This window comes from Ruegeria sp. AD6 (assembly GCF_056542325.1).
In genome coordinates this window covers 24,095-47,619 of record NZ_JBQFZQ010000009.1, presented here as the reverse complement: position 1 = coordinate 47,619, position 23,525 = coordinate 24,095, and the positions used below count along the sequence as shown (strand labels likewise).

Here is a 23,525-nt window from a genome sequence, read left to right as displayed (position 1 = left end):
GCAAGTTCAATGATCTGTGCCTACTGTCGCGCCCATGACCTGGATTGATCGCGCGCTTCTGTTTTCGACACTGGACTATGTCGCCATCCTGTTGCTGATCGGGGCCTGGCAGGGGATCGGCTGGAAGATCGAGCATCCCTTACCCAACAGGCGATCCGTTTCCATGATGATGGACGACTTCCGCCGGGACTGGATGCGCGAGATGGTCACCCGGCAACCGCGCATGTTCGACGCGCAGGTCGTGGCGGCGATGCGGCAGGGCAGTACGTTCTTCGCCTCGACCACGATGATCGCCATTGGCGGCGGGCTGGCCCTGCTGGGCAATACCGAACAACTGTCCGGTGTCGCCAGCGATCTGGCCATCGGCAGCGCGCCTGCGCTGGTGTGGGAGATCAAGATACTGGTCGTGATCCTGTTTCTGGCCAATGCCTTTCTGAAATATGTTTGGGCGCACCGTCTGTTTGGCTATTGCGCCGTGCTGATGGCTGCTGTTCCGAACGACCCCGAGGACGCACAGGCCTACCCTCGCGCGGCCCAGTCGGCCGAGATTTGCGTGACCGCCGCCCGCAGCTTCAACCGCGCGCTGCGGGCCACCTATTTCGCTCTCGCCTCTTTGGCCTGGTTCCTGGGGCCCGTAACGCTGATCATTGGCACGGCCATCACGGTTGGCGTTCTGTACCGGCGTGAGTTCGCCTCGCACTCTCGCTCGGTTCTTTTGACCTTGCCGCCTGACACCAAGACGTGATCGCAATACTGCGCTTAACAAATTATGGTCTGCCCATGCGTTATCTGATTCTTACCGCCCTGTTTGCCACGCCGGTCCTGGCCGATCCGCCGACAATCGAAGAGGTTTCGGCTCGCCAAAGCGGCGACACATGGCGGTTTGACGTCACCATCCGGCACCCCGATACCGGCTGGGACGATTACGCAGATGGCTGGCGTGTGCTGGACATGGACGGAAATGAGCTGGGGATGCGCGTGCTGCATCACCCGCATGTGGATGAGCAGCCCTTTACCCGGTCACTTGGCGGCGTCGCCATTCCCGAAGGCACCGCGCAGGTGCAGATACAGGCGCGTGACAATGTCGGCGGCTGGGCCGAAGACACCACGGTCATCGATCTGAACTGACGCTCAGAACACCCCAAGGCTTAGCCCAGCGGCCATCGCAGCACCGATCTCACGACAGTGCTCAAGCTGTTCGTCGGGGATTGTCTTTTCGGCCAGAATTGCCTCGGGCGTCTGCGCATGGGTGCAGATGATCAGCGGCGGCTGAACCTCTTTCAACCGCCAGCCGGTGGCGATGCGGGCAGTTTGACGGGCGGCGTTCTCTCCGTCTGACCCGGCGCAGATCATCTGGGCATAGGGGCGGCCCTCGATCCGGCCCAGCACCGGATAGTAGCTTCGGTCGAAAAACTCCTTCATCAGACCCGAAATCGCCGCCAGATTCTCGGGCGCGCAGAAGATATAGCCATCGGCGGAGAGCAAATCCTCGGGCCCCGCCTGATCCGCGAATTTCAGAACAACCTCGGCCTCGTCACGCCCGGCCTCAGCCGCCGCTTCGGCCATCTGCCGGGCTCCGCCGGTGCGCGAATGGTAAACGATCAGAAGCTGCGCCATGTCAGACCCGGTGATAAGGGCCGCCCGACAGGATGGTTGCGGCCCGATACAGTTGCTCGGCCAGCATCACACGGACCAGCATATGGGGCCAGACCATCGACCCGAATGAGATGGAAAAGTCCGCCTCGGCCCGCAGGCTGGGGTCGATCCCGTCCGCCCCGCCGATGATCAGCGCCAGATCCTGCCGTCCGGCATCCCGCCAGCCGCCCAGTTTTTGCGCAAAATCGGGCGAGGACATGACCCGCCCGCGTTCATCCAGCGTGCAGATCACCGCACCTTTGGGCAGCGCCTTGCGCAGCAAAGCGGCCTCGGCCCCCATGCCTGCGCTTTTCTTGTCCTCAACCTCGATCACCCGCGCAGGACCAAGGCCCAGGCTACGGCCGGTCCGGTCAAATCGGGTCAGGTAATCGTCAAGCAGGGACTTCTCGGGCCCGGCGCGCAATCGCCCGACCGCAACTATGCTGATACGCATATCTCTCTCGCCTCCGGCCCCTTAATACGGGCCGGGATGGCGCCTCAGTTCGCCGAGGCGCTGCCGCCCTGAGGCAGCCACATCTTTTCCAGCTGGTAGAATTCGCGCACTTCGGGGCGGAAGATATGGACGATCACGTCGCCCGTATCGATCAGCACCCAGTCGCCGGCATCCTTGCCTTCGACCTTCGAGGTGAAACCGAATTCCTGCTTGATGCGATCCGTCAGCTTTTCCGCCATGGCCGAAACCTGCCGGGTCGACCGACCCGAGGCAATCACCATGTGATCCGCAACAGAAGACTTGCCCTGCAGGTTGATCTGCACAACGTCTTCGGCCTTGTCATCGGAAAGTGAGGAAAGGATACGTTCAAGCAGCTTGTCGCTGATTGACTGAGAGTGGGCCATCACGCTGGCCCCATCTTCGGCAGGCAAACCCGCCTGAGTATGTAGAGACAGGACATAGTCCTCCTTTGCTGCGCGCCGTCAGATCCCCGGCGCAGGGATACTTATAAGGTAACAAGCACCCCGTGACATTTCAATGAAGGCCCCGGAACCCACACAGCATTGTGCCCTGATGGCATCTGCGGGGTCGCAAGGGACCTTGATAGACTCGGCCAGTATCTATATCTGACCGCTTATGAGACCTCATACGGCCCCGAATATCGACCTGCAAGACCGCGCGCGCCTGCGTGAACGGTTCTTTGGGGCTGCCCGCACGGTTCTGGCCCGCCTATAGGCGGCGTCCAGCCACTCGCCAGCTATTCTCATCTAAATACGGGAGAGGACCGATGTCCCCCAAAACACTCTATGACAAGATCTGGGATGCCCATGTCGCGCATGAAGCCGATGATGGCACCTGCCTGCTGTATATCGACCGCCATCTGGTGCACGAAGTCACCAGCCCACAGGCGTTCGAGGGCCTGCGCATGGCGGGCCGCAAGGTGCGCGCGCCGGAAAAGACCATCGCCGTGCCGGATCACAACGTACCGACCACGCCGGATCGCGTGAACGGGATCGAAAACCCCGAATCGCGTATTCAGGTCGAGGCGCTGGACAAGAACGCCAAGGATTTCGGCATTCACTATTACCCGGTGAATGACGTCCGTCAGGGCATCGTCCACATTGTCGGCCCGGAACAGGGCTGGACCCTGCCCGGCATGACCGTTGTCTGCGGCGACAGCCACACCGCCACCCACGGCGCGTTTGGCGCGCTGGCCCACGGCATCGGTACCTCCGAGGTCGAGCATGTGCTGGCCACGCAGACCCTGATCCAGAAGAAATCCAAGAACATGAAGGTGGAAATCACCGGCAAATTGCAGCCGGGCGTGACCGCCAAGGATATCACTCTGGCCGTAATCGGCGAGACCGGCACCGCTGGCGGTACCGGCTATGTCATCGAATATTGCGGCGAAGCGATCCGTGATCTGTCAATGGAAGGCCGCATGACCGTCTGCAACATGGCGATCGAAGGCGGCGCCCGCGCGGGCCTGATCGCGCCGGATGAGACCACGTTCGAATATGTCAAAGGCCGCCCGCACGCCCCGAAAGGGGCCCAGTGGGAAGCGGCTATGGACTGGTGGAAAACCCTTTTCACCGACGAAGGCGCGCATTTCGACAAGGTCATCACCCTGCGCGGCGAAGACATCGCGCCGGTCGTCACCTGGGGCACCAGCCCGGAAGACGTGCTGCCGATCACCGCATCGGTACCGCACCCCGAGGATTTCGAAGGCGGTAAGGTCGACGCGGCCCGCCGCTCCATCGAATACATGGGTCTGGAAGCGGGGCAGAAGCTGAGCGATGTCGAAATCGACACCGTCTTTATCGGGTCCTGCACCAATGGCCGCATCGAAGACCTGCGCGCCGCGGCTGAGATTCTGAAAGGTAAAAAGATCAAGGACGGTATGCGCGCCATGGTCGTGCCCGGCTCTGGTCTGGTCCGTGCGCAGGCCGAGGAAGAAGGTCTGGCTGACATCTTCAAAGAGGCCGGGTTCGAATGGCGTCTGGCGGGATGTTCGATGTGTCTGGCGATGAACCCCGATCAGTTGCAACCGGGCGAGCGCTGCGCCGCGACCTCGAACCGCAACTTCGAAGGCCGTCAGGGTCGTGGTGGACGCACCCACCTGCTGAGCCCGGCGATGGCTGCCGCAGCGGCAATCACAGGACGGCTGACAGACGTCCGTGAGTTGATGTAAGGTGCCCTCATATCTAGATATTTGAGGGATTGAAGACATGAGTGACTGGATCAAATGGCTCTTGCTTGGACTGCTGTCCATCGCGTTCGGCATCTTTGTGCTGGGCGCGCCGGTGGTGGCGTCTGTTGCCGTGACGGTGGTGACCGGCGTGTTGCTGCTGATTGCAGGCGGGCTACAAATCGTCGGCGGCCTCACGGTTGAAGGCACCGGCAACAAGATCCTGTCACTCATCATGGGTGCGGTGATGCTGTTTCTGGGCTGGTCCTTTCTGGATCACCCGCTGCAAGGCACGCTGACGCTGGCGACCGTGATGCTGATCCTGTTCATGGCAGGCGGCATCGCGCGGGTCATCCTGTCGTTCCAGATGCGCGGAACGCAGTTCTTCTGGCCCACGCTGATCTCGGGCATCCTGTCCATCGTGCTGGCCGGTATCATCTGGTCCTACGCGGCATCGGAACCCGCTGCTCTGCTGAGCTTGCTGGGCATCCTGCTGGGCATCGAGATGCTGTTTAACGGGTTCGGACTGGTCTTCATGGCGTTCTTTGTCAAAAACGCACCCAACGAAACGAAACAAGCTTAACCGCGGGACATGGGCGCGGCCCTCTCCCGCACGGAGTGTGAACATGGAAAAGTTTGAAAAAGTCCACGGGGTGGCCGCCCCAATGCCTTTGATCAATATCGATACCGATATGATCATTCCGAAGGTGCACCTGAAAACCATCAAACGGTCCGGCCTGGGCGTCGTGCTGTTTGACGAGATGCGCTATCACGACCATGGCGGCGAGAACGAGGATTTCGTTCTGAACAAACCCGCCTATCGCCAGACCGAGATTCTGGTCGCGGGTGACAATTTCGGCTGCGGCTCGTCCCGCGAACACGCGCCCTGGGCGATCAAGGATTTCGGCATCAAGGTCGTGATCTCGACCAGCTTTGCCGACATCTTCTTCAACAACTGCTTCAAGAACGGCATCCTGCCCATCGTGGTCGAAGAAGAGCACCACGCGATTCTGATGGAAGACGCGCACAAGGGCGAGAACGCCCGCATGACCGTGCATCTGGAAGATCAGCAGATCACCACCTCGGACGGTGTTGTCATCGAGTTTGACATCGACCCGCACCGCAAGCACTGCCTGCTGAACGGTTTGGACGATATCGGCCTGACGATGGAGAAAGACCACCACATCGACAAATTCGAAGAACATGCAGGTCAGGCGCGCCCCTGGGTGTGATTCTGGGGACGAATCTGTTGACACTCAACCTAACGGGGTCGCGCACGCGGCCCCGTTCGCATTCTTGGGGTTGATTTTTCCCAAACCACAACATCTAGGTATCAAATTGAGATACACGTCGGATTTGCGTCCAAAATGATGCAATCCCGCACCAGTTGCGCCATCATTTTGCCCGAAATCACATGTTATCTGCACCCTGACTTGAGCGAAATGTCGCTTATCGTCCATGGTGACGGAAAGAGGCATCCGTCAGAATTAAGAAACGGGCGGGCACAAGTTGGAAATCAAGTCGGCAAAGATCGGCTGATCCAGTTTGAAAAAGGGTTCGGATAGTGATTGCGCGCACAACTGGGGCGGCGATACGTGGAATATTGGTTGCACTTCTGGTGCTGACACCCGCGTTGTACCTGCCTGTATCATCGACGAACGGGACCGAGATAGTGGTCTTCCTCGCGATCCTCGCGTTCATCCTGACCTTTGCCGAATACAACTCTGCCTTTCCCAGCTTTATCGAATTCCGCGACGCCCCGCCGGTGAATCGGCTGCGTTTTGTCGGCCTGATGTCGATGGTCACGTTCCTGACTTTGGTCTGCAAGAATGGCTATGCACCAACCGATCTGACCACATTCTCGTATTCTATGGGTCTGGCCGTCGCCAATGTGGTGGACTTCCCGTACTCACCCGTCCGGCTGATCGTTCTGATGTTGCCTGCCGACGCCAGCGCGCCGCTGGTTGAACTGGTGCGGATCACAGCGAGTGTCGCCTATGTCGCCGCTCTGGTCACGATTGCCAGCTTTGCCTATGCGGTGAAACTGCGCGGCTGGCCCACTGGCAACGGGGCCTTCAACGTCTGGACCAACCTGCCGCTGTTCGACCCCACCAAAGGCGGTGACGTGGTCAGCCGCCTGCAGCGTGACGGTCGTCTGAACATCTGCATCGGTATCCTGCTGCCGTTCCTGATCCCGGCCGTGATCAAGCTGTTGACCAATTTCGTGACGCCGATTTCGCTGAACAATCCGCAGACCCTGATCTGGACCATGAGCGCCTGGGCCTTCCTGCCCGCCAGCATGATCATGCGTGGCATGGCGACCCTGCGCATCGCCGGGCTGATCGTGGAAAAGCGCCGCGCTTACTCAACATCCGAGACAACTCAGGCCGCATGATCCGCGCCCTGATCCTGCTGTTGCTGCCCATCGCGGCGCAGGCAGATGTGGTGCGCATTGCCAGCTTCAACACCGAGCTCAGCCGGAAAGGTCCCGGCCTGCTGTTGCGCGACATTCAGCGCGACGAGGCGCAGGTGCGGGCGGTCGTCGATGTGCTTGTGGCCACGGGGCCCGACATCGTGGCGCTGCAAGGCATCGACTGGGACATGAACGCGATGGCCCTGACGGCTCTGGCAGAAAGCCTCAGAGAGGCCGGGCTGGATTACCCCTATCAGTTTATCGCGCAGCCCAATACCGGGCTGGACAGCGGGCTTGATCTGGATGGGGATGGCCGCACGCAAGGGCCCGGCGACTCGCATGGTTGGGGATTGTTTACCGGGCATGGTGGGTTGGCTGTTCTGTCCCGGTATGAGATTGCGATGTCCGAGGCGCAGGATTTCTCGGACCTGCTATGGCGCGATCTGCCGGGGGCCGAGTTGCCCGTGGCCGAGGGCGCACCGTACCCATCCGAGCAGGCACAAGCGGCGCAGCGCCTGTCGTCGACCGGCCATTGGGTCGTGCCGATCTACACCCCCTCGGGCCGTCTGAATCTGATGACCTTTCACGCAACCCCGCCCGTGTTCGACGGCCCCGAGGATCGCAACGGCCTGCGCAATCGAGATGAGATCCGGCTGTGGTCTGTGCTGATGGATGGTGGCATTGGCCCAGCCCCGACCGATCCGTTTGTGATCGCCGGGGATGCCAATCTGGACCCCAATCACAGCGACGGGCGCAGAGAGACCATCGCCAACCTTCTCTCGGACCCGCGCCTGCAGGATCCACAGCCCAAATCCCCCGCGGGCGACAGGGCCACTGTCCATTGGAAGGCGGTGGGAGAGCTGCGAGTGGATTACGTTCTGCCCTCAGCCGATCTGAAGGTTGTTGATGCCGGTGTCTTCTGGCCCGCGCCGGGTGAAGCGAAACGGGACAGCGCCGAACGCGCCAGCCGTCACCGGCTGGTCTGGGTGGATGTCTCGATGCCATGAGACACCGCAGTCGCGGTCTGCTCTGATGGTATCGCTGTACGCATCGCCTGATCCAGATCGGTGTGTGGCACGCTGCCGATCAACGTGGTCAAGGCCGTATCGTCCAGCCGGTGCGGCACATCCCACAAATAGCGCATTTCCAACAAATGCGGGGCCATGCGCCAGAAAGGACCGGCAAGCTGCAGGGGCCACCATTGCATCCGTTTGAGCGCCACATCACCCCCCGTCACCCGCGACAGAGACTGCGCAATCTCGCGCCCGGTCAGCGTATATCCGGCAAATGGCAGATCGCAGAACCGAGGCAAGCCTTGCCGCATCTCGGCCAACATGACGGCCGTCGCTGCAAGGTCAGGCAGGTACGCCCATGCGTGGGGAATATCGGGATTGCCCGGATAGACCAGCCGCCCTTTCGACAAGCTCTTGATCATCACCTGATCAAACCAGTTCCCCGACGCACACGTGTCGATGAAATCCCCGGCCCGCAGGATGATCACCCGCGCGCTTGAACGGCGATAGGCGTCCTCCATATCGATTCGGATACGACCCAAAGGGTTCCGGGCCGAATGCGGACTGTCCGCGGACCACGGGTCGGGAGTATCCGCCCCGAATACATAAACATTGCCCGGTACGATGACCGTTGCGCCGGTGCGTTCAGCCACGTCAATCACCCGCCGGTGCAGGCCCGGCACCAGACGGGCCCACTGAGTATATGGCGGGTTCCAGGCGTTGACGATCAAGTCCGCGCCACGCGCCGCCTGATCCAGCTTGTCAGCCTCGCGATTGAATTTCCGCACGGTCCAACCGGCTTTGCGAAATGCAAGTTCGGCATTGCGGCCAAACCGGCCACTGGCGCCGAGTATCAGTACGGTGTGTTGCATGGTGCCCTCCTGTGGGGACCAACTTAACCTTGCACATGATTCAGGGAATTGCCGGCAAACGCAGATCATGTATTCATATCTGAATGGACAAAGCGCTTACCCATGCCGATTGGTCGCTGATCCAAAGCTTTCTGGCGGTGGCCGAAACCGGGTCTCTGTCCGCCGCCGCGCGGCAACTGGACCGCAGCCAGCCGACACTGGGCCGGCAGATTCATGCGCTGGAGGAGGAACTTGGCGTGTCGCTGTTTGACCGGCACGCGCGGGGGCTGAAACTCAGCGATGTGGGCAACCAGCTGCTGCCCATGGCGCGGCAGATGCATCAGGCGATGAACGCGTTCAGCATGACGGCGGCAGGCCAGTCGCAAGAGCTGGAGGGCACGGTGCGGATCACCGCTTCCGTCTTTGCCTCTCACCACCTGTTGCCGCCCATATTGGCGCATATCCGACAGCAGGAACCGGCCATTCAGCTGGAACTGGTCGCAACGGACGCAACTGAAAACCTGCTCTATCGCGAGGCCGATATCGCCGTGCGCATGTATCGTCCCGAACAGATGGATATCGTGTCGCGCTACCTTGGTGATGTCCCGCTGTGTTTCTGCGCGGCCACAACTTACCTGAACCGCGTCGGACGACCCAAGACGCCCGAGGATCTGTTCCATCACGATCTGGTCGGGTTCGACGCCAACGAAGACATCATCCGGAAGATGCAGGAAAAGGGATGGCCCGCCAGCAAGGACAGCTTTGCCACCCGCTGCGATCTGCAAAGCGCCTATTGGGAGCTGATCCGCGCCGGGTGCGGTATCGGCTTCAGTCAGGTTCAGGTCGCCGAAGAGGACCCTCTGGTCGAGGTTCTGCCGCTGGATGTAAAGATTCCGATCCTGCCGGTCTGGCTTGCCGCGCCGCAAGCGATGCGCCAGACCCCGCGCATTCGCAGGGTCTGGGACTTGCTGGCCGACGGGCTGAAAGCCAGCCTTTAAAGCGGGCCGGTATAGGTGCCGCGCGGCGGATAGCCATTGTCCAGCGCGTATTTGATACCACCCTGCATGTCAGCGACCGAGGGGCGGCCAAACGGGGTCGATTGCTGCCAGGCGAAATACAGCGTCCGGTCGGGGGCGATGTAGAAATGCCCCGGTTCTGCAAAGAACGCGGCCTCGGCGGTGCCTTCGCGACCTTTGGACAGATACAGGCCCCAGTCTTCCCGCGCAGCGGCCAGCGGCAGGCTGTGCCCGACGCGCAGCCGGGTCGTGCCCGCTTTTGCCACGGTTTCCGCAGCGCGTTCGGCGGTGTCGGTGCTCAGCATGATGACCTCAAGCCCCAGCGCGGCGAAGTCGTCCAGCGCGGCTTCAACCTCACCCATCTGCCTGATGCAGATCGGGCAATGCAGGCCGCGATACTGAATCACCAGCGTGCCGTTTTCGCCCTTGTCGGCATCCAGATCAAAACTTCCATGGCCTACGGTTTCGATTTTCAGGCCTGGGACAGGATTTCCCGGTATCAACATGTGTTTTCCTCGTGATTCTGCCGGATCGTCTCATTGACCCGATGCGGCGCAGACGCTAGGGCCTGAGCTGTGAAACGCAAGGAGACCCTTCATGTCCAACCCCTCGCTCCTCATCCTGCCCGGAGACGGAATTGGCCCGGAAGTTATGGCCGAAGTGCGCAAAATCATCGACTGGTTCGGCACCAATCGCGGCCTTCACTTTGACGTGAGCGAGGATCTGGTCGGTGGTGCGGCCTATGATGCCCACGGCAAGCCCCTGTCGGACGAAACCATGGCCAAGGCGCAAGAGGTCGACGCGGTGCTGCTGGGTGCCGTAGGCGGTCCGAAATACGACGATCTGGATTTCAGCCTCAAGCCCGAGCGCGGCTTGCTGCGCCTGCGCAAGGAAATGGATCTGTATTCCAACCTGCGCCCGGCCCAGTGCTTTGACGCGCTGGCAGATTTCTCGTCGCTGAAAAAGGATATCGTCGCTGGCCTCGACATCATGATCGTGCGCGAGCTGACCTCTGGCGTCTATTTCGGCGAGCCCCGTGGTATCTTCGAGGAAGGCAACGAACGCGTCGGCATCAACACCCAGCGCTACACCGAATCCGAGATCGAACGCGCCGCGCGCTCGGCCTTTGAACTGGCGATGCGCCGGAACAAAAAGCTGTGCTCGATGGAGAAGGCCAACGTGATGGAATCGGGCATCTTGTGGCGTGAGGTTGTGACCCGCGTCGCCGCCGATTACCCCGAAGTCGAGCTGTCCCATATGTATGCCGACAATGGCGCTATGCAGTTGGTGCGCGCGCCCAAGCAGTTCGATGTGATCCTGACCGACAACCTGTTCGGCGACATCCTGTCGGATTGTGCCGCGATGCTGACCGGCTCGCTGGGGATGTTGCCCTCGGCGTCCCTGGGCGCTCCGATGGCCAATGGCCGCCCCAAGGCGATGTACGAGCCCGTGCATGGTTCGGCCCCCGATATCGCGGGTGAAGGCAAGGCCAACCCGATTGCCTGTATCCTCAGCTTCGCCATGGCGCTGCGCTACAGCTTTGATCAGGGCGATGAAGCCACCCGTCTGGAAACGGCGATCGAAAAAGTTCTGGCCGATGGCGTTCGCACCGGCGATCTGCTGGCGGATGAGGGCGTGACCCCGGTTTCGACCACGGAAATGGGTGCGGCGATCATCGCGGCGCTGGATTCCAGTCTGTAAGCTATCCCAATAGAATTGAAAAAAGGCGGTGCCCGGTGCGCCGCCTTTTTTCGTATCAGTTCCCGCCGAAGATATCCCTGATCAGGTTATTGATGGCCCGTTCAAAGCCGCCACCTTGGCGGCGTCGGGGTTGTGGTTGCGCGACCTGCACCGGTGGTTCCGGCACGATCATGGGCAAGGGTGTTGGCGTCATCCCCTCGGTCACGCGCAGCATGGTTTCTTTCCAGATCTCGGCAGGCAAGCCGCCGCCTGTCACGCCCGAAAGCGGCGTGTTGTCGTCATAGCCCATCCAAACCCCCGCCACGTAATCCGCCGTGAAGCCAATGAACCACGCATCCCGCGCGGCCTGAGTCGTCCCGGTCTTGCCTGCCACCTGCCATCCGGGCAATTGCGCCCGGCCACCGGTGCCTTCGGAGACCACACGCTCCATCATCCAGGTCAGTTGTTTGGCCGCGTTGTCATTGATCACCCGCTCACCGATCCCGGTGGTCGTCACCATGACCGGCGTGTCATCGCCCAGCAGCTTCAACTCGGTCAGACCATATGGTTCAACCGATGATCCGCCGTTTAGGATACCGGCATAGGCCCCGGTCATCTCGATCAGTGTGCTTTCGGATGCGCCCAGCGCCAGCGCCGGTCCCTGCGCCAGATCGCTGGCGATCCCGAAGCCGCTGGCCACGGTGCGCACATTGTCCAGCCCGGCCACTTCGGCCACTTTCACGGCGGGAATGTTCAGCGAGTTCTTCAGGGCGTCGGCCAGCGTCACGCGGCCATAGAACTTGTTCGTATAGTTCTTGGGGCACCAATTGCCCGACCCCGGAATGTCGACGCAATAGGGTTCATCGACCACAATGTCATAGGGCGAATAGCCCAGCTCCAATGCCGTGGCATAGACGAATGGCTTGAAGGACGATCCGGTTTGGCGCAGCGCCTGTGTCGCGCGGTTGAACGCGCCCGACACGCGGGTCTTGCGCCCGCCGACCATGGCCCGAACAGCGCCGTCTGCGGACATCACCACAATCGCCGCCTGAGCCTTGGACCCTTCGCGAACCTTCTCCTGAAAGATGAATTGCAGCGCCTCTTCTGCCGATCTCTGAATACGCTGGTCCAGAGTCGTACGGATCACCACATCCTCGGTGGTATTGCGCGTGAAAAACTCAGGCCCGCTGGCCATGACCCAATCGGCGAAATAGCCACCAGCCCTTGCTGCTGCGGCCTCGGACAGTTCCGCAGGACGGCTGCGCGCTTCGCTGGCCTGCGCGCCGGACAGATAACCCTGGTCCTCCATCAACCCGACCACAAGCCGCGCGCGATCCTGCGATCGTTGCAGGCTGTTGGTGGGCGCATAGCGTGTCGGGGCAACCAGAAGACCCGCCAGCATCGCCGCTTCGGCCGGCGAGACCTCGGCCGCGGATTTGCCGAAATAGCGCTGGCTTGCAGCCTCGAATCCGCGCGCACCTGCACCCAGGAAGGCCCGGTTCAGATAGATCGTCAGGATTTCGTCCTTGGAGTACTTGACCTCCATCGCCATCGCATAAATGGCTTCTTTCCCCTTGCGCCACAGCGAGCCCTGACGGCAATCCGACTCATAAGCGGCCTCGGACTCCCACTCGCTGGGATCGTAGGGAACACCAAGACACAGCAGCTTGGCGGTCTGCTGGGTGATGGTCGAGCCGCCGTGGCCAGACAGCGGCCCGCGCCCCTCGCTCAGGTTGATACGCACGGCGCTGGCAACGCCGCGCGGGCTGACGCCGAAATGGCGATAGAATCGCTTATCCTCGGTGGCGACCACCGCGTTCTTAAGATGGGGTGAGACGGTATCTGCTGTAATCACTCCACCAAACTGATCGCCGCGCCAGGCAAACACCTTGCCGTCGCGATCCAACAGCGTCACAGACCCCCGTGCGCGCCCGTCCAGCAAGGCATCCACATCGGGCAGCGAGGTGTAAACGACCCCCACCGCCAGCGCGATCAGCATCGCCACCACAGCCCCGACGCGCCAGGTCACACCCCAGATCAGACGCCAGATCCAACGGAAAAGGCGACGAAAAATCCCACCGCCATTGCTGCCCGAGCGTTTGCGTGTCTTCTTGCGGGCGGTCTTGCGCGTGGTTGTCTTGCGGGCGGTCGATTTCTTGCCCGCCGGTTTCGCAGCCCGCTTGGTCGCCGAAGGTTTGCGCCCCTTCGACGGGTACCGTTTATCCGCGACCAATGTCGGTTTGCGGCGCTTGGACTCAGTCATGCTCAAACTCTGCCCGGTTATACTTTTGGCCCACCATACCCCGGTGGCCTGCCTATGTTGAGGTCCGATTTACCGGAATTTCCCCTCCCATATCCGCCTAAAATTTAGACGCACGGCAGGTTTTGTGCAAAAATTGTGCAACTTTGCGTCAATTTTGAACCGAATTACGCCCCAAAACCGTTTCTTACCGCCTCGGGTCACGCTCTTTTTCTGCAGGTGCAAACAAGCCGGTCAGACCGGAGAAGCAGAGGGGAAAGACGTGAAACTGATCATTGCGACAATCAAGCCGTTCAAGCTCGAGGAGGTGCGCGAGGCACTGACCCAGGCTGGCGTGCGCGGCATGATGGTGACCGAAATTAAGGGCTTCGGCTCGCAATCCGGTCACACTGAAATCTATCGCGGCGCCGAATACGCCGTGAACTTCGTGCCCAAGATCAAGCTCGAGATCGTGGTGCCCGCCACGATGGCCGACCAGATCGTTGAGACCATCACCACAACCGCCAAGACCGGCAAGATCGGTGACGGCAAGATTTTCGTCCTCGATGTCGAGCAGGCGCTGCGCGTGCGGACCGGAGAAACCAACGAAGAGGCGCTGTAAGCGCCGACACTCACACTCAATCCGAGGAAAACACATGAACCTGATGAAATCTCTCATCCCTGCTGCCGCGCTGGTCGTGCTGCCGCAGATGGGTTTGGCGCAAGAAGCCGCAGAAGGCGAGGCCGCGCTGCACACCCAGTATATCTTTACCACCCTGCTGTTCCTGATGGCGGGCTTTCTGGTCTTCTTCATGGCGGCAGGTTTTGCCATGCTGGAAGGTGGTCTGGTGCGGTCCAAGAATGTGGCCATGCAGATGATCAAGAACGTGGCGCTGTTTTCCTGCGCCGCGATCATGTACTGGCTGGTCGGCTTCAACACGATGTATCCGGGCGACTTCAACGGGTTCTTTGCCCTTGGCGGTCCGACGGTACTTGATGCGGTGGGTGTTGACCCTGCCGAAGCCGCCCTGGACTATGCCTCGATCGGCTCGGACTTCTTCTTCCAGCTGGTCTTTGTGGCTGCGACCGCGTCCATCGTGTCGGGCGCCGTGGCCGAGCGGATCAAGCTGTGGCCCTTCCTGATCTTCGTCATCGTGCTGACCGGCATCCTGTATCCGATTTCGGGGTCGTGGAAATGGGGCGGCGGCTGGCTGGACGCCATGGGCTTTTCCGACTTCGCCGGTTCGACCGTCGTGCACTCGGTCGGGGGCTGGGCCGCTCTGGCTGGCTGTCTGATCCTTGGCCCGCGTATCGGCAAGTACAAGGACGGCAAGGTTCACCCGATGCCCGGTTCGAACCTGGCGCTGGCAACTTTGGGGACGTTCATCCTGTGGCTGGGCTGGTTCGGCTTCAACGGCGGCTCGCAGCTGGCGATGGGCACCGTGGGTGACGTCTCCGACGTGTCGCGCATCTTCGCCAACACCAACATGGCCGCCGCGTCAGGTGCAGTTGCCGCCCTGATCATGACCCAGGTCCTGTATAAAAAGCCCGACCTGACCATGGTGTTGAACGGCGCGCTGGCCGGTCTGGTCTCGATCACTGCTGAACCGCTGGCCCCGACCTTGTTCGGCGCGCTGTGGATCGGTGCCGTGGGCGGTATCATCGTGGTCTTCGCGGTTCCGATGCTGGACAAGTTCAAGATCGACGACGTGGTCGGTGCCATCCCGGTCCACCTGTTCGCAGGCATCTGGGGCACCATCGCCGTGATCTTCTACGGCGAGGCCAACCTGATCACCCAGCTGACCGGTATCGTTGCCTACGGTGTCTTCACCTTCGTCGCCGCGCTGATCCTGTGGATGGTTCTGAAAGCAACCGTCGGCATCCGCGTCAGCGAAGAAGACGAGATCAACGGTCTGGACATGGCAGAACTGGGTATGGAAGCCTACCCGGAGTTCTCGAAAGGCTAAGCTGCAATCTGCTCAACAAAAAAACCCGGGCGCTCGTGCCCGGGTTTCTTTTTGGAATGTTGTTTGGACTAAACCCCAACGTCAACAATCGCCTGTGCCAGAATCGGCACGGTTGTTGCGTTCAGACCGGCGATGTTCAGGCGGCTGTCGCCGACCATGTAGATGCCGTGATCGGCGCGCAGTTTCTCGACCAGTTCCGGCGCGGCACCAAGACGCGAGAACATGCCGCGGTGCTGGGCGACAAAGCCAAAGCGGTCCGATCCCGTCAGGCGTTGCAATTCGTCGGCCAGTTGCTGACGCAGGCCCAGCATGGACAGGCGCACCTCTTCCAACTCGGCGGCCCAATCGGCGCGCAGGGTGTCATCGTTCAGGATCGTGGTCACAACCCTGGCACCGTGATCGGGCGGGAAGGAATAGTTCTGGCGGTTCAGGAAGGCCAGGGTCGCTTGGTTCAGCGCCGTCTGCGCCGGATCATCGCTGATTGCCATCAGAAGGCCGGTACGCTCGCGATAAACGCCGAAATTCTTCGAACAGGACGCCGCGATCAGGCAGCGCTTGACGGACGAGGCCACCAGGCGGGTGGCCTGTGCGTCTTCTTCAAGCCCGTCGCCAAAACCCTGATAGGCAATGTCGATCATCGCCACAAGGCCACGCTCGTTGATCAGGTTCACGACCTCTTGCCATTGCACCATGTTCAGGTTGGCACCGGTCGGGTTGTGGCAACAACCATGCAGCAGAACCACATCGCCTGCGGTGGCGGTTTTCAGGTCCTCGATCATGCCATCGAAATCAACGCCGCGCGTTTCGCCGTCGAAATAGCGGTACTGGACCGTCTCCATTCCCAGATAGTTCAGGATCGACAGGTGGTTGGGCCATGTCGGGTTCGACACAAACACACGGGCCGAGGGGTTGGCCATGCGGATCATTTCAAACGCCTGCCGACACGCGCCGGTGCCGCCGGGGGTCGCCACGGCGGCGATATTGCCGCGCGGAACCGCAGTGCCAAGGATCAGGCCGATCATCGCATCCGAATAGGCCGGATCACCGGCCAGACCGGTATAGGCCTTGCTCTCCTGCTCTTGCCAGATGCGCTGTTCAGCGGCTTTGACCGCACGCATCACCGGGGTCACGCCCTCGGCATTCTTGTAGACGCCCACACCCAGGTCGATCTTCTGATCGCGCGGGTCTTCGCGGTACATTTGCATCAGCGCCAGAATCTTGTCGGCGGGCTGCGGTTTGAGGTTCTCGAACATCAGGTCTCTCCGGTTGCGACGGGCAGGGTCGGGAAGGCACCCCATTCCGCCCAGGAGCCGTCATAAAGCGAGTGGTCTTTCTTGCCCATGCGCTCGAGCGCAAGGCTGAGGATTGCGGCGGTCACGCCTGACCCGCAACTGGTGATCGCAGGTTTCGACAGATCAACGCCTGCGGCCTCGAACACGGCACGGCACGCGTCGGGCGATTTCATCGTGCCGTCCCCATTCAGCAGGTCGCCAAAGGGCACGTTGCGCGACCCCGGAATATGGCCCGAGCGCAAGCCTTCGCGCGGCTCGGCCTCGGTTCCGGCGAAACGGGCGGCGGAACGGGCATCGATGATCTGGTGATCGGCCAGCTTGGCAGCAGCAGAGACCTGCGTAACATCGCGCACCATCTGGTTCTGCACCCGTACGGTCATGTGGCGGTCACGAATAACGGGGGGCAGATCCTCGATCTCACGCTCTTCGGCTTGCCACTTGGGCAGACCGCCATCCAGCACGGCGACGTTCTCTTGCCCCATCAGGCGGAACAGCCACCAGACCCGCGCCGCCGAGAAAAGCCCCGCGCCGTCATAGACCACCACCTGATGGCCGTCACCCACGCCCATGGCCCGCAGGCGCGACATGAACTTTTCCACCGGCGGTGCCATATGCGGCAGATCCGAACGGTGGTCGGAAATCTCGTCAATGTCGAAGAAGCGCGCGCCGGGAATGTGGCCCGCCTCATACTCGGCCCTGGCGTCACGGTTCTGCGCAGGCAGATACCACGACCCGTCCAGAATCCGCAGATCCGGGTTCTTGATATGTGCGGCCAGCCATTCGGTAGATACCAGGGTTTTCGGATCGTCCTGCATCAAAGCCTCTCCTCAGCGAGCTTGAATTTTCCCTATACCCGGCAGGATAGGGGTTCAAGGCTGGATCGGCCTATTCTGACGCCCGGCGCAGGCGAAAATGCTGAATAATCCCGATCAGACTGATCAGAATCCAGAACCCTTCGATCAGCATCGAGGCAAGGTTGAAATTATGCACCAGCGAATAGACGATCAGCACCGAGCCCAACAGGTTCACGACCGGAAAGGCCAGATCGTCCGAATTCATCATCTGCATCTGCGTTGCAAAATAGGCCGCCACCACGATCAGCGCCCCGAACGACCCGATGGCGTCCACGATGGTCAGGGTTTCCAACAATGCGGTCATGCGGTCAGGGTCCGTTCTGATGGTCAGGCTGTTGCGAATAGTGGTGCATATTCAGAAAAGCCGCCCCCTGCGCACCGGCCCGGTATCCATGCGCCAGATCGGCGGCAAAGCGCAGGCCCTGCCCGGTCTGCAGGAGCAGCCATTCCCCATCGCGCAAAATCTCCAGATCTCCGCTGAGGACAAAGACCTCTTCGGTGACGCCGGCGGCGTGGGGGGGCGACTCGTGGCTTTGGTTGGGGGCAAGCTGGACGTGAAAGGTTTCCGCGCCCAGCGCCGGGTCGAAGGGAAAGACGATCTTGACCTCGATACTGCCGGGGAAGGTGACGGTCTGGAACACCCCCGCATTGGCCGGATCGCGCAGAACGGACGACCCGATCAACGCGCTGAGCGGAAGTTGGAACCCTTTGGCGATCTTCCACAGGGTCGCAATGGTGGGGCTGGATTCGCCCCGTTCGATCTGGCCCAGCATGGCTTTGCTGACACCGGTCATTTCAGCCACTTTCGACAGGCTCAGCCCCGAGGCCGCGCGCACATCCCGTAGTTTCAGAGTAATGTCGTCCGGTGCCATTTCACTGTCTTTCGAATCCTCTTGTGCGTTATAGCGCACATGTGATACGTGCGCTATAACGCACAATCTCGACGCAATGCAACCCGAGGCAATAGGGAAACAGCATCATGCCAATGTACCGATCCAGAACCTCCACCCATGGCCGCAACATGGCCGGTGCCCGTGGCCTGTGGCGCGCCACCGGCATGCAGGATGACGATTTCGGCAAGCCGATCATCGCCATCGTCAACTCGTTCACGCAGTTCGTGCCGGGTCACGTCCACCTGAAGGATCTGGGCCAGATGGTCGCGCGCGAGGTTGAAGCCGCAGGCGGCGTTGCCAAGGAATTCAACACCATCGCCGTGGATGACGGCATCGCCATGGGCCATGACGGTATGCTGTATTCGCTGCCCTCACGCGAGGTGATCGCCGACAGCGTTGAATATATGGTCAATGCCCACTGTGCCGATGCGATGGTCTGCATCTCGAACTGCGACAAGATCACCCCGGGTATGCTGATGGCCGCGATGCGCCTGAATATCCCGGCCATTTTCGTCTCGGGCGGGCCGATGGAGGCGGGCAAGATCGATATTGCCGATCTGGACGCCAAAAAGATCGACCTTGTGGATGCCATGGTCGCCGCCGCTGATGACCGCTTTACCGATGAGCAGGTGCAGCATATCGAAGAAAACGCCTGCCCCACCTGCGGGTCATGCTCGGGCATGTTCACCGCGAACTCGATGAACTGTCTGGCCGAGGCGCTGGGTCTGGCGCTGCCGGGCAACGGCTCGACCCTCGCCACCCATGCAGACCGCAAGAACCTGTTCCTTGAGGCTGGTCGGCGCATCGTCGAGATCACCAAGCGGCATTATGAGCTGGACGAAAAAGGCTTCCTGCCGCGCGAAATCGCAACCTTCGATGCATTTGAGAACGCGATGAGCCTGGATATCGCTATGGGCGGGTCAACCAACACGGTTCTGCACCTGCTGGCCATCGCCCACGAAGGCGGCGTCGATTTCACCATGTCCGACATGGACCGCCTCAGCCGCAATGTCCCCTGCCTGTGTAAGGTCGCGCCCAACACCGAGAACGTGCATATGGAGGACGTCCACCGCGCCGGTGGCATCTTCTCGATCCTTGGCGAGCTTAGCCGCGCCGGGTTGTTCCACGAACATTGCAGCACGGTGCACACGCCAACCATGGGCGAGGCGATTGCCAATTGGGACATCAAGATCGCCAACAACCCCGCCGCGCAGGAGTTGTTCAAAGCTGCCCCCGGCGGTGTGCGCACCACACAGGCGTTCAGCCAGTCGAACCGGTACAAGGAGTTGGATACCGACCGCGAAGGCGGTGTGATCCGGTCCAAGGAGCACGCGTTTTCTCAGGACGGAGGCCTTGCGGTTCTATTCGGTAACATCGCGCGGGACGGTTGCATCGTGAAAACCGCAGGTGTGGATACCAGCAGCCTGACCTTCACCGGCTCGGCCTATGTGTGCGAAAGCCAGGATCAGGCGGTCAGCGACATCCTGACCGGCAAGGTGAAAGAGGGTGACGTGGTCGTCATCCGCTACGAAGGTCCCCGCGGGGGGCCGGGGATGCAGGAAATGCTGTATCCGACCTCATATCTGAAATCCAAAGGTCTGGGCAAAGCCTGCGCGCTGCTGACCGATGGTCGTTTCTCAGGCGGCACCTCGGGCCTGTCCATCGGCCATGTCTCACCCGAGGCGGCCGAAGGCGGCGTGATCGGTCTGGTCCGTCAGGGTGACAAGATCGAGATCGACATCCCCAAACGCTCGATCCATCTGGCGGTGTCGGATGAGGAACTGGCCACTCGTCGCGCAGAGCAGGACGAAAAGGGCTGGGAACCGGCAGAACCACGCAAGCGCAAGGTCTCTACCGCGCTGAAAGCCTATGCCAAGCTGACCACCAGCGCGGCAAAAGGGGCCGTGCGTCAGGTTTGAGTTAGAAACCGCTCAATAAAAACGGTCCACCTGTCCGGTGGGCTGTTTTTGTAGTTTCGTGTGGAGGAAGCTGTCGGAGCGCCCAACTTCAGGTTTTAGCGAACCAGAGAAAGTTCTGCCCACTCGATACCAGTGACCGAAAACTGACTTCCAACAAGGTTCAGCTCTTCTTCTGCGCGACCGAGGACAGTCCAAGAGTGCCCGAAGGACTGAGCTAAGGTCACCCCTCTCAAATAGGCATCTGGCCAACTGTTTTCTAGCAAGTCCTTCTCAAGCAAAGCTTTAGTGCCGCCCTTAGGATACTTCTCCAGCATCGGAGAACCGGCCGAGATTAGACTATTGAGACGAGATACGACTGCCAGAGCATTCTTCTCAATCTCAGTTTCAAGTACCTAGGAAATTCTAAGCCTCAAATTCGTATCCCCTAATCTGTACTGAGAACGAGCTGCAGCCAATGTGCGTTTGGCGGCTTAAATGGTGTACAAGTTTGGTCTCGAAGCAAGCACTCACATACAAATCATATCCTTAGCAGATGCATCTCTATCGGGGATACAGATTGCCCCTCAATCGCCCAGCTTAGCGTGGACCTCATCCAGATCGATCTCACCCATCGGCATTTTGTTCGCCGGGTTTTCGAAATCGTATTTGAACAGTTCAAAATCCTGTTTGTAGATTTCATAGACCAGATGCATCGACAGGTCGTCGAAATAATCCTCGACCGGGTGCGCGCGTTTGGGGCCGTGGCCTTCGGATTCGTTGAACCGGGGGATTTCGGACAGATCGATGGCGTGTGGGGTCTCGAGACTGTCCAGCACGCCCTGCATCCCATCGTTGAACTTCTCGGTCCAGAAGATCCGATCATAGCGCCCGCCATTCACGATGAAGGTCGACACATGCCCTGACATGGCGGACCAGTGAATATCCGGGTCCATCGGGCGCCGCCAGCGGATCGTATCGCGGGCAAACAGCAGGAACCGGCGGAAGCTGGCGATCTGGTCGAACTCGCCCTTGCCATCATCGCCGCCCACTTCGATCCCGTAATTATACACCAGCGTCGGCACCAGATTGCCACGGTACCGTTTGCCGTTGCGCTGGATGCCGCAAATCTTGTCAAAGAACGAACTCAGGATCCGGGTGTAGGGGTTACGCACACAGGTAAAGGAATACGACCCGTGATTGCGCACATTGTCCGCGATCATGCCCTGGCTTTGGTCAAAGGCCCATTTGTGCATCCCGTCCTTGGCGTCGTGGATATCGCCGTCAAAGAACTGCCCGTGATCCGAGTAATACATGATCTGACCAATGGTCGAGCACGCGCATTTCGGCACCACACGGTAAACCATGCTTTCGCTCTCGGTCATCCAGGTGCCGGGAAACCCCATCTGCGTGCCTCCTTCGCTGGTCGGGTATCAGGTTGATAGGCCAGCTTTTGAAATCAAAAAACCAAAAATACTCTGTTTATTCAATCGCTCATCCTCAGTATCACAGGTGCAATCGGGCAAAAACGGAAATTGCGACACCAAATGGCAAAGATTGCCTATATCCTGCTGTGCCACAAAGACCCTGACGCAATCATCGCGCAGGCCGAGCAGTTGACGGCTGCCGGCGATTGCATGGCGATCCATTTCGATGCCCGCGCGCGTGAGGCGGACTATGACAAGATCCGCACCGCGCTGAAGGGCAACCCGAATGTCACCTTCGCCGACAAGCGCATCAAATGCGGCTGGGGTGAGTGGTCTTTGGTGCAGGCCACGCTTTATGCGCTGGAAGCGGCTGTCGAGACATTCCCCCGCGCCACCCATTTCTACATGCTGTCGGGCGATTGCATGGCGATCAAAACAGCGGAATACACGCATAATTTTTTGGACGAGCAGGACAGGGATTTCATCGAAAGCCACGATTTCTTTGCCAGCAACTGGATCAAGACCGGGATGAAAGAAGACCGGCTGATCTATCGCCACTATTTCAACGAACGTACGCAGGCCAAACGGTTCTATGCGGCCTACGAGTTGCAAAAACGTTTCAAGCTGACGCGCGAGATTCCCGAGGACATTCAGGTCATGATCGGCAGCCAATGGTGGTGCCTGCGCCGCCGCACGGTCGAAATGATCCTTGAGTTCTTGCAACAGCGTCGCGACGTGATCCGGTTCTTCTCGACCACCTGGATCCCGGATGAAACCTTCTTTCAGACGCTTGTCCGTCATCTGATCCCGAAGGGTGAGATCGAAAACCGCACGCCGACCTTCCTGATGTTCTCGGATTACGGAATGCCGGTGACGTTCTACAACGATCATTTCGACATGCTGCTGGGGCAGAACTATCTGTTTGCCCGCAAGATCAGCCCCGAGGCGCATGAGTTGAAGGACCGGCTGGGCGCGCTGTATGCCAGCACGGGCGTCGACTTCCCGATCTCGGATGAGGGGCGCAACCTGTATGCCTTCCTGACCGGGCGGGGCCGCGTCGGCCGCCGGTTCGGGCAAAGGTTCTGGGAGGCCGGAAATACGCTGGGTCCCGAGCGTGAACTTTTCCTGATCGTCTGCAAAAAGTGGCACGTGGCCAAACGGCTGGTGGATCAGATCGCCTCGGAAACCGACATCCCGTGCATCGAGTATCTGTTCAACGAACAGGACACGCCCCTGCCCGATCTGGGCGGGATCGAGACGACGCTCAACAAACGCTCGCGCCATCGGCGGGCGGTTGTCCAAATGCTGTTTCAGCATTTCGGGTCAAACCAACTGGCGCTGTGTCTGGACCCGTCCAATCTGGACGTCATTCAGGATTTCTGCGGCGATGCGGCCAAGACCCATGTGCTGGAGATCGAGTGCGACTATTCCGACGACTATCTGATCGGCCACGCCCGACGCGTCGGGCTGGCGGGTGAAAACAGCCCGGCTGAGACGGTTTCCCGCCTGTTGCCCACTTTGCGTAATGATCTGGCTTATGAATCCCAACAAATCCGCGAGGCCGGGATCGATGGCTATCTGCGCCTGCGCGAAAGCGCCGACCGCGCCGAAAATGAGGCCGCCATTGCACGCTTTCTGGGTGTGGAAAGCGACAAGGCGCAGTCCATCATGAAGCTGGATTACCTGTTTTCAGACTAAGGCCCGGCGG

26 protein-coding genes are annotated in these 23,525 nt (G+C 60.3%); 14 read left to right on the top strand and 12 right to left on the bottom strand.

Annotation, left to right across the window (positions count from 1 at the left end):
* The first annotated feature begins 34 nt into the window (after positions 1 to 34).
* Together ACR0KJ_RS16380 and ACR0KJ_RS16375 are read left to right on the top strand one after the other, a co-directional pair.
* Positions 35 to 745 carry a DUF599 domain-containing protein gene (locus tag ACR0KJ_RS16380; protein ID WP_480585886.1) on the top strand — a complete coding sequence of 237 codons (711 nt, stop codon included), beginning with the start codon at positions 35 to 37 and terminating at the stop codon, positions 743 to 745.
* Positions 746 to 780: 35 nt separating this feature from the next.
* The gene (locus tag ACR0KJ_RS16375; RefSeq protein ID WP_170455882.1) at positions 781 to 1,128 is read left to right on the top strand and encodes a hypothetical protein; all 348 of its coding nucleotides are present in this window, start codon (positions 781 to 783) and stop codon (positions 1,126 to 1,128) included.
* 3 nt (positions 1,129 to 1,131) lie between these two features.
* On the opposite strand, the gene ACR0KJ_RS16370 is transcribed toward ACR0KJ_RS16375, so the two are convergent.
* From ACR0KJ_RS16370 to rsfS, 3 genes are read right to left on the bottom strand one after another with little or no spacing between them, the layout of a single operon-like run.
* Positions 1,132 to 1,617 (bottom strand): flavodoxin family protein, encoded by a 486-nt coding sequence (locus ACR0KJ_RS16370; protein WP_480627169.1) that lies wholly within the window; start codon positions 1,615 to 1,617, stop codon positions 1,132 to 1,134.
* A gap of 1 nt (position 1,618) precedes the next feature.
* Positions 1,619 to 2,089, bottom strand: coding sequence for a 23S rRNA (pseudouridine(1915)-N(3))-methyltransferase RlmH (gene rlmH, locus ACR0KJ_RS16365; RefSeq protein WP_480627168.1), 471 nt, complete (start codon positions 2,087 to 2,089; stop codon positions 1,619 to 1,621).
* Between the two features lie 44 nt (positions 2,090 to 2,133).
* On the bottom strand, positions 2,134 to 2,493 hold the full coding sequence (gene rsfS, locus ACR0KJ_RS16360; protein WP_058276550.1) for a ribosome silencing factor: 360 nt from the start codon (positions 2,491 to 2,493) through the stop codon (positions 2,134 to 2,136).
* A gap of 232 nt (positions 2,494 to 2,725) precedes the next feature.
* On the opposite strand from rsfS, the gene ACR0KJ_RS16355 reads away from it, so the two are divergent.
* The 6 genes from ACR0KJ_RS16355 to ACR0KJ_RS16330 all read left to right on the top strand — a co-directional run bounded on the left by ACR0KJ_RS16355 (position 2,726) and on the right by ACR0KJ_RS16330 (position 7,697).
* Positions 2,726 to 2,824, top strand: a complete 99-nt coding sequence (locus ACR0KJ_RS16355) for an isopropylmalate isomerase (RefSeq protein ID WP_170455888.1) — start codon at positions 2,726 to 2,728, stop codon at positions 2,822 to 2,824.
* A 52-nt stretch (positions 2,825 to 2,876) separates the two neighbouring features.
* Positions 2,877 to 4,280 (top strand): 3-isopropylmalate dehydratase large subunit, encoded by a 1,404-nt coding sequence (gene leuC, locus ACR0KJ_RS16350; protein ID WP_170455890.1) that lies wholly within the window; start codon positions 2,877 to 2,879, stop codon positions 4,278 to 4,280.
* Positions 4,281 to 4,317: 37 nt separating this feature from the next.
* Complete coding sequence (locus ACR0KJ_RS16345) at positions 4,318 to 4,860, top strand: DUF308 domain-containing protein (protein WP_170455892.1); 543 nt, start codon at positions 4,318 to 4,320, stop codon at positions 4,858 to 4,860.
* Positions 4,861 to 4,903: 43 nt separating this feature from the next.
* Positions 4,904 to 5,509 carry a 3-isopropylmalate dehydratase small subunit gene (leuD, locus tag ACR0KJ_RS16340; RefSeq protein WP_170455894.1) on the top strand — a complete coding sequence of 202 codons (606 nt, stop codon included), beginning with the start codon at positions 4,904 to 4,906 and terminating at the stop codon, positions 5,507 to 5,509.
* A gap of 332 nt (positions 5,510 to 5,841) precedes the next feature.
* Entirely contained in the window at positions 5,842 to 6,672 is an 831-nt protein-coding gene (locus ACR0KJ_RS16335) for a hypothetical protein (protein WP_170455896.1), read from the top strand.
* Entirely contained in the window at positions 6,669 to 7,697 is a 1,029-nt protein-coding gene (locus ACR0KJ_RS16330) for an endonuclease/exonuclease/phosphatase family protein (protein ID WP_480627167.1), read from the top strand. Before ACR0KJ_RS16335 ends, ACR0KJ_RS16330 begins: the two co-directional genes overlap by 4 nt.
* Here ACR0KJ_RS16330 and ACR0KJ_RS16325 read toward each other — a convergent pair.
* The gene (locus ACR0KJ_RS16325) at positions 7,661 to 8,575 is read right to left on the bottom strand and encodes a Rossmann-fold NAD(P)-binding domain-containing protein (protein ID WP_480627166.1); all 915 of its coding nucleotides are present in this window, start codon (positions 8,573 to 8,575) and stop codon (positions 7,661 to 7,663) included. The two genes, ACR0KJ_RS16330 and ACR0KJ_RS16325, sit on opposite strands and share 37 nt — an antisense overlap.
* An 83-nt stretch (positions 8,576 to 8,658) precedes the next feature.
* On the opposite strand from ACR0KJ_RS16325, the gene ACR0KJ_RS16320 reads away from it, so the two are divergent.
* Positions 8,659 to 9,552: a LysR family transcriptional regulator gene (locus tag ACR0KJ_RS16320; protein WP_170455902.1), complete on the top strand. Its 894-nt coding sequence runs from the start codon at positions 8,659 to 8,661 to the stop codon at positions 9,550 to 9,552.
* Here ACR0KJ_RS16320 and ACR0KJ_RS16315 read toward each other — a convergent pair.
* A complete protein-coding gene (locus ACR0KJ_RS16315; protein ID WP_170455904.1) occupies positions 9,549 to 10,076 on the bottom strand; it encodes a redoxin domain-containing protein in 528 nt (175 codons plus the stop codon). The two genes, ACR0KJ_RS16320 and ACR0KJ_RS16315, sit on opposite strands and share 4 nt — an antisense overlap.
* Positions 10,077 to 10,167: 91 nt before the next feature.
* On the opposite strand from ACR0KJ_RS16315, the gene leuB reads away from it, so the two are divergent.
* Positions 10,168 to 11,271: a 3-isopropylmalate dehydrogenase gene (leuB, locus tag ACR0KJ_RS16310; RefSeq protein ID WP_170455906.1), complete on the top strand. Its 1,104-nt coding sequence runs from the start codon at positions 10,168 to 10,170 to the stop codon at positions 11,269 to 11,271.
* Between the two features lie 55 nt (positions 11,272 to 11,326).
* Here the strand turns inward: leuB and ACR0KJ_RS16305 are convergent, their stop codons facing one another.
* Positions 11,327 to 13,513, bottom strand: coding sequence for a transglycosylase domain-containing protein (locus ACR0KJ_RS16305; protein ID WP_480627165.1), 2,187 nt, complete (start codon positions 13,511 to 13,513; stop codon positions 11,327 to 11,329).
* A gap of 259 nt (positions 13,514 to 13,772) precedes the next feature.
* On the opposite strand from ACR0KJ_RS16305, the gene ACR0KJ_RS16300 reads away from it, so the two are divergent.
* Together ACR0KJ_RS16300 and ACR0KJ_RS16295 are read left to right on the top strand one after the other, a co-directional pair.
* Entirely contained in the window at positions 13,773 to 14,111 is a 339-nt protein-coding gene (locus tag ACR0KJ_RS16300) for a P-II family nitrogen regulator (RefSeq protein ID WP_170434072.1), read from the top strand.
* Positions 14,112 to 14,145: 34 nt separating this feature from the next.
* A complete protein-coding gene (locus ACR0KJ_RS16295; RefSeq protein ID WP_170524184.1) occupies positions 14,146 to 15,456 on the top strand; it encodes an ammonium transporter in 1,311 nt (436 codons plus the stop codon).
* Between the two features lie 68 nt (positions 15,457 to 15,524).
* Here ACR0KJ_RS16295 and ACR0KJ_RS16290 read toward each other — a convergent pair whose 3' ends face one another.
* The 4 genes from ACR0KJ_RS16290 to ACR0KJ_RS16275 form a co-directional block, all read right to left on the bottom strand.
* A complete protein-coding gene (locus ACR0KJ_RS16290) occupies positions 15,525 to 16,709 on the bottom strand; it encodes an amino acid aminotransferase (RefSeq protein WP_480627164.1) in 1,185 nt (394 codons plus the stop codon).
* Entirely contained in the window at positions 16,709 to 17,563 is an 855-nt protein-coding gene (sseA, locus tag ACR0KJ_RS16285; RefSeq protein ID WP_170455914.1) for a 3-mercaptopyruvate sulfurtransferase, read from the bottom strand. The genes ACR0KJ_RS16290 and sseA overlap by 1 nt, the downstream gene beginning before the upstream one ends.
* Before the next feature lie 70 nt (positions 17,564 to 17,633).
* Entirely contained in the window at positions 17,634 to 17,906 is a 273-nt protein-coding gene (locus ACR0KJ_RS16280) for a CBU_0592 family membrane protein (protein WP_480627163.1), read from the bottom strand.
* A gap of 4 nt (positions 17,907 to 17,910) precedes the next feature.
* Positions 17,911 to 18,474, bottom strand: coding sequence for a helix-turn-helix domain-containing protein (locus tag ACR0KJ_RS16275; RefSeq protein WP_480627162.1), 564 nt, complete (start codon positions 18,472 to 18,474; stop codon positions 17,911 to 17,913).
* 107 nt (positions 18,475 to 18,581) lie between these two features.
* Here ACR0KJ_RS16275 and ilvD point away from each other — a divergent pair, with 107 nt between their 5' ends.
* Entirely contained in the window at positions 18,582 to 20,414 is a 1,833-nt protein-coding gene (gene ilvD, locus ACR0KJ_RS16270; RefSeq protein WP_480627161.1) for a dihydroxy-acid dehydratase, read from the top strand.
* A gap of 95 nt (positions 20,415 to 20,509) precedes the next feature.
* On the opposite strand, the gene ACR0KJ_RS16265 is transcribed toward ilvD, so the two are convergent.
* The gene (locus ACR0KJ_RS16265) at positions 20,510 to 20,728 is read right to left on the bottom strand and encodes a hypothetical protein (protein ID WP_480627160.1); all 219 of its coding nucleotides are present in this window, start codon (positions 20,726 to 20,728) and stop codon (positions 20,510 to 20,512) included.
* A gap of 249 nt (positions 20,729 to 20,977) precedes the next feature.
* Positions 20,978 to 21,796 (bottom strand): sulfotransferase family protein, encoded by an 819-nt coding sequence (locus ACR0KJ_RS16260; protein ID WP_480627159.1) that lies wholly within the window; start codon positions 21,794 to 21,796, stop codon positions 20,978 to 20,980.
* A gap of 141 nt (positions 21,797 to 21,937) precedes the next feature.
* Between ACR0KJ_RS16260 and ACR0KJ_RS16255 the strand changes: the two genes are divergently transcribed.
* A complete protein-coding gene (locus ACR0KJ_RS16255) occupies positions 21,938 to 23,515 on the top strand; it encodes a DUF5928 domain-containing protein (protein ID WP_480627158.1) in 1,578 nt (525 codons plus the stop codon).
* Positions 23,516 to 23,525: the final 10 nt, after the last annotated feature.

Bases quoted from the DNA above. Each gene is read 5' to 3' on its own strand.
- ACR0KJ_RS16290 (WP_480627164.1), bottom strand. From the start codon at position 16,709: ATGTTCGAGAACCTCAAACCGCAGCCCGCCGACAAGATTCTGGCGCTG.
- ACR0KJ_RS16375 (WP_170455882.1), top strand. From the start codon at position 781: ATGCGTTATCTGATTCTTACCGCCCTGTTTGCCACGCCGGTCCTGGCC.
- ACR0KJ_RS16345 (WP_170455892.1), top strand. From the start codon at position 4,318: ATGAGTGACTGGATCAAATGGCTCTTGCTTGGACTGCTGTCCATCGCG.
- leuD (WP_170455894.1), top strand. From the start codon at position 4,904: ATGGAAAAGTTTGAAAAAGTCCACGGGGTGGCCGCCCCAATGCCTTTG.
- ACR0KJ_RS16315 (WP_170455904.1), bottom strand. From the start codon at position 10,076: ATGTTGATACCGGGAAATCCTGTCCCAGGCCTGAAAATCGAAACCGTA.
- ACR0KJ_RS16260 (WP_480627159.1), bottom strand. From the start codon at position 21,796: ATGGGGTTTCCCGGCACCTGGATGACCGAGAGCGAAAGCATGGTTTAC.
- rlmH (WP_480627168.1), bottom strand. From the start codon at position 2,089: ATGCGTATCAGCATAGTTGCGGTCGGGCGATTGCGCGCCGGGCCCGAG.
- ilvD (WP_480627161.1), top strand. From the start codon at position 18,582: ATGCCAATGTACCGATCCAGAACCTCCACCCATGGCCGCAACATGGCC.
- ACR0KJ_RS16355 (WP_170455888.1), top strand. From the start codon at position 2,726: ATGAGACCTCATACGGCCCCGAATATCGACCTGCAAGACCGCGCGCGC.
- ACR0KJ_RS16325 (WP_480627166.1), bottom strand. From the start codon at position 8,575: ATGCAACACACCGTACTGATACTCGGCGCCAGTGGCCGGTTTGGCCGC.
- ACR0KJ_RS16275 (WP_480627162.1), bottom strand. From the start codon at position 18,474: ATGGCACCGGACGACATTACTCTGAAACTACGGGATGTGCGCGCGGCC.
- ACR0KJ_RS16255 (WP_480627158.1), top strand. From the start codon at position 21,938: ATGGCAAAGATTGCCTATATCCTGCTGTGCCACAAAGACCCTGACGCA.
- leuB (WP_170455906.1), top strand. From the start codon at position 10,168: ATGTCCAACCCCTCGCTCCTCATCCTGCCCGGAGACGGAATTGGCCCG.
- ACR0KJ_RS16320 (WP_170455902.1), top strand. From the start codon at position 8,659: ATGGACAAAGCGCTTACCCATGCCGATTGGTCGCTGATCCAAAGCTTT.
- ACR0KJ_RS16305 (WP_480627165.1), bottom strand. From the start codon at position 13,513: ATGACTGAGTCCAAGCGCCGCAAACCGACATTGGTCGCGGATAAACGG.
- ACR0KJ_RS16380 (WP_480585886.1), top strand. From the start codon at position 35: ATGACCTGGATTGATCGCGCGCTTCTGTTTTCGACACTGGACTATGTC.
- leuC (WP_170455890.1), top strand. From the start codon at position 2,877: ATGTCCCCCAAAACACTCTATGACAAGATCTGGGATGCCCATGTCGCG.
- ACR0KJ_RS16280 (WP_480627163.1), bottom strand. From the start codon at position 17,906: ATGACCGCATTGTTGGAAACCCTGACCATCGTGGACGCCATCGGGTCG.
- sseA (WP_170455914.1), bottom strand. From the start codon at position 17,563: ATGCAGGACGATCCGAAAACCCTGGTATCTACCGAATGGCTGGCCGCA.
- ACR0KJ_RS16265 (WP_480627160.1), bottom strand. From the start codon at position 20,728: ATGCTGGAGAAGTATCCTAAGGGCGGCACTAAAGCTTTGCTTGAGAAG.
- ACR0KJ_RS16295 (WP_170524184.1), top strand. From the start codon at position 14,146: ATGAACCTGATGAAATCTCTCATCCCTGCTGCCGCGCTGGTCGTGCTG.
- ACR0KJ_RS16370 (WP_480627169.1), bottom strand. From the start codon at position 1,617: ATGGCGCAGCTTCTGATCGTTTACCATTCGCGCACCGGCGGAGCCCGG.
- rsfS (WP_058276550.1), bottom strand. From the start codon at position 2,493: ATGGCCCACTCTCAGTCAATCAGCGACAAGCTGCTTGAACGTATCCTT.
- ACR0KJ_RS16330 (WP_480627167.1), top strand. From the start codon at position 6,669: ATGATCCGCGCCCTGATCCTGCTGTTGCTGCCCATCGCGGCGCAGGCA.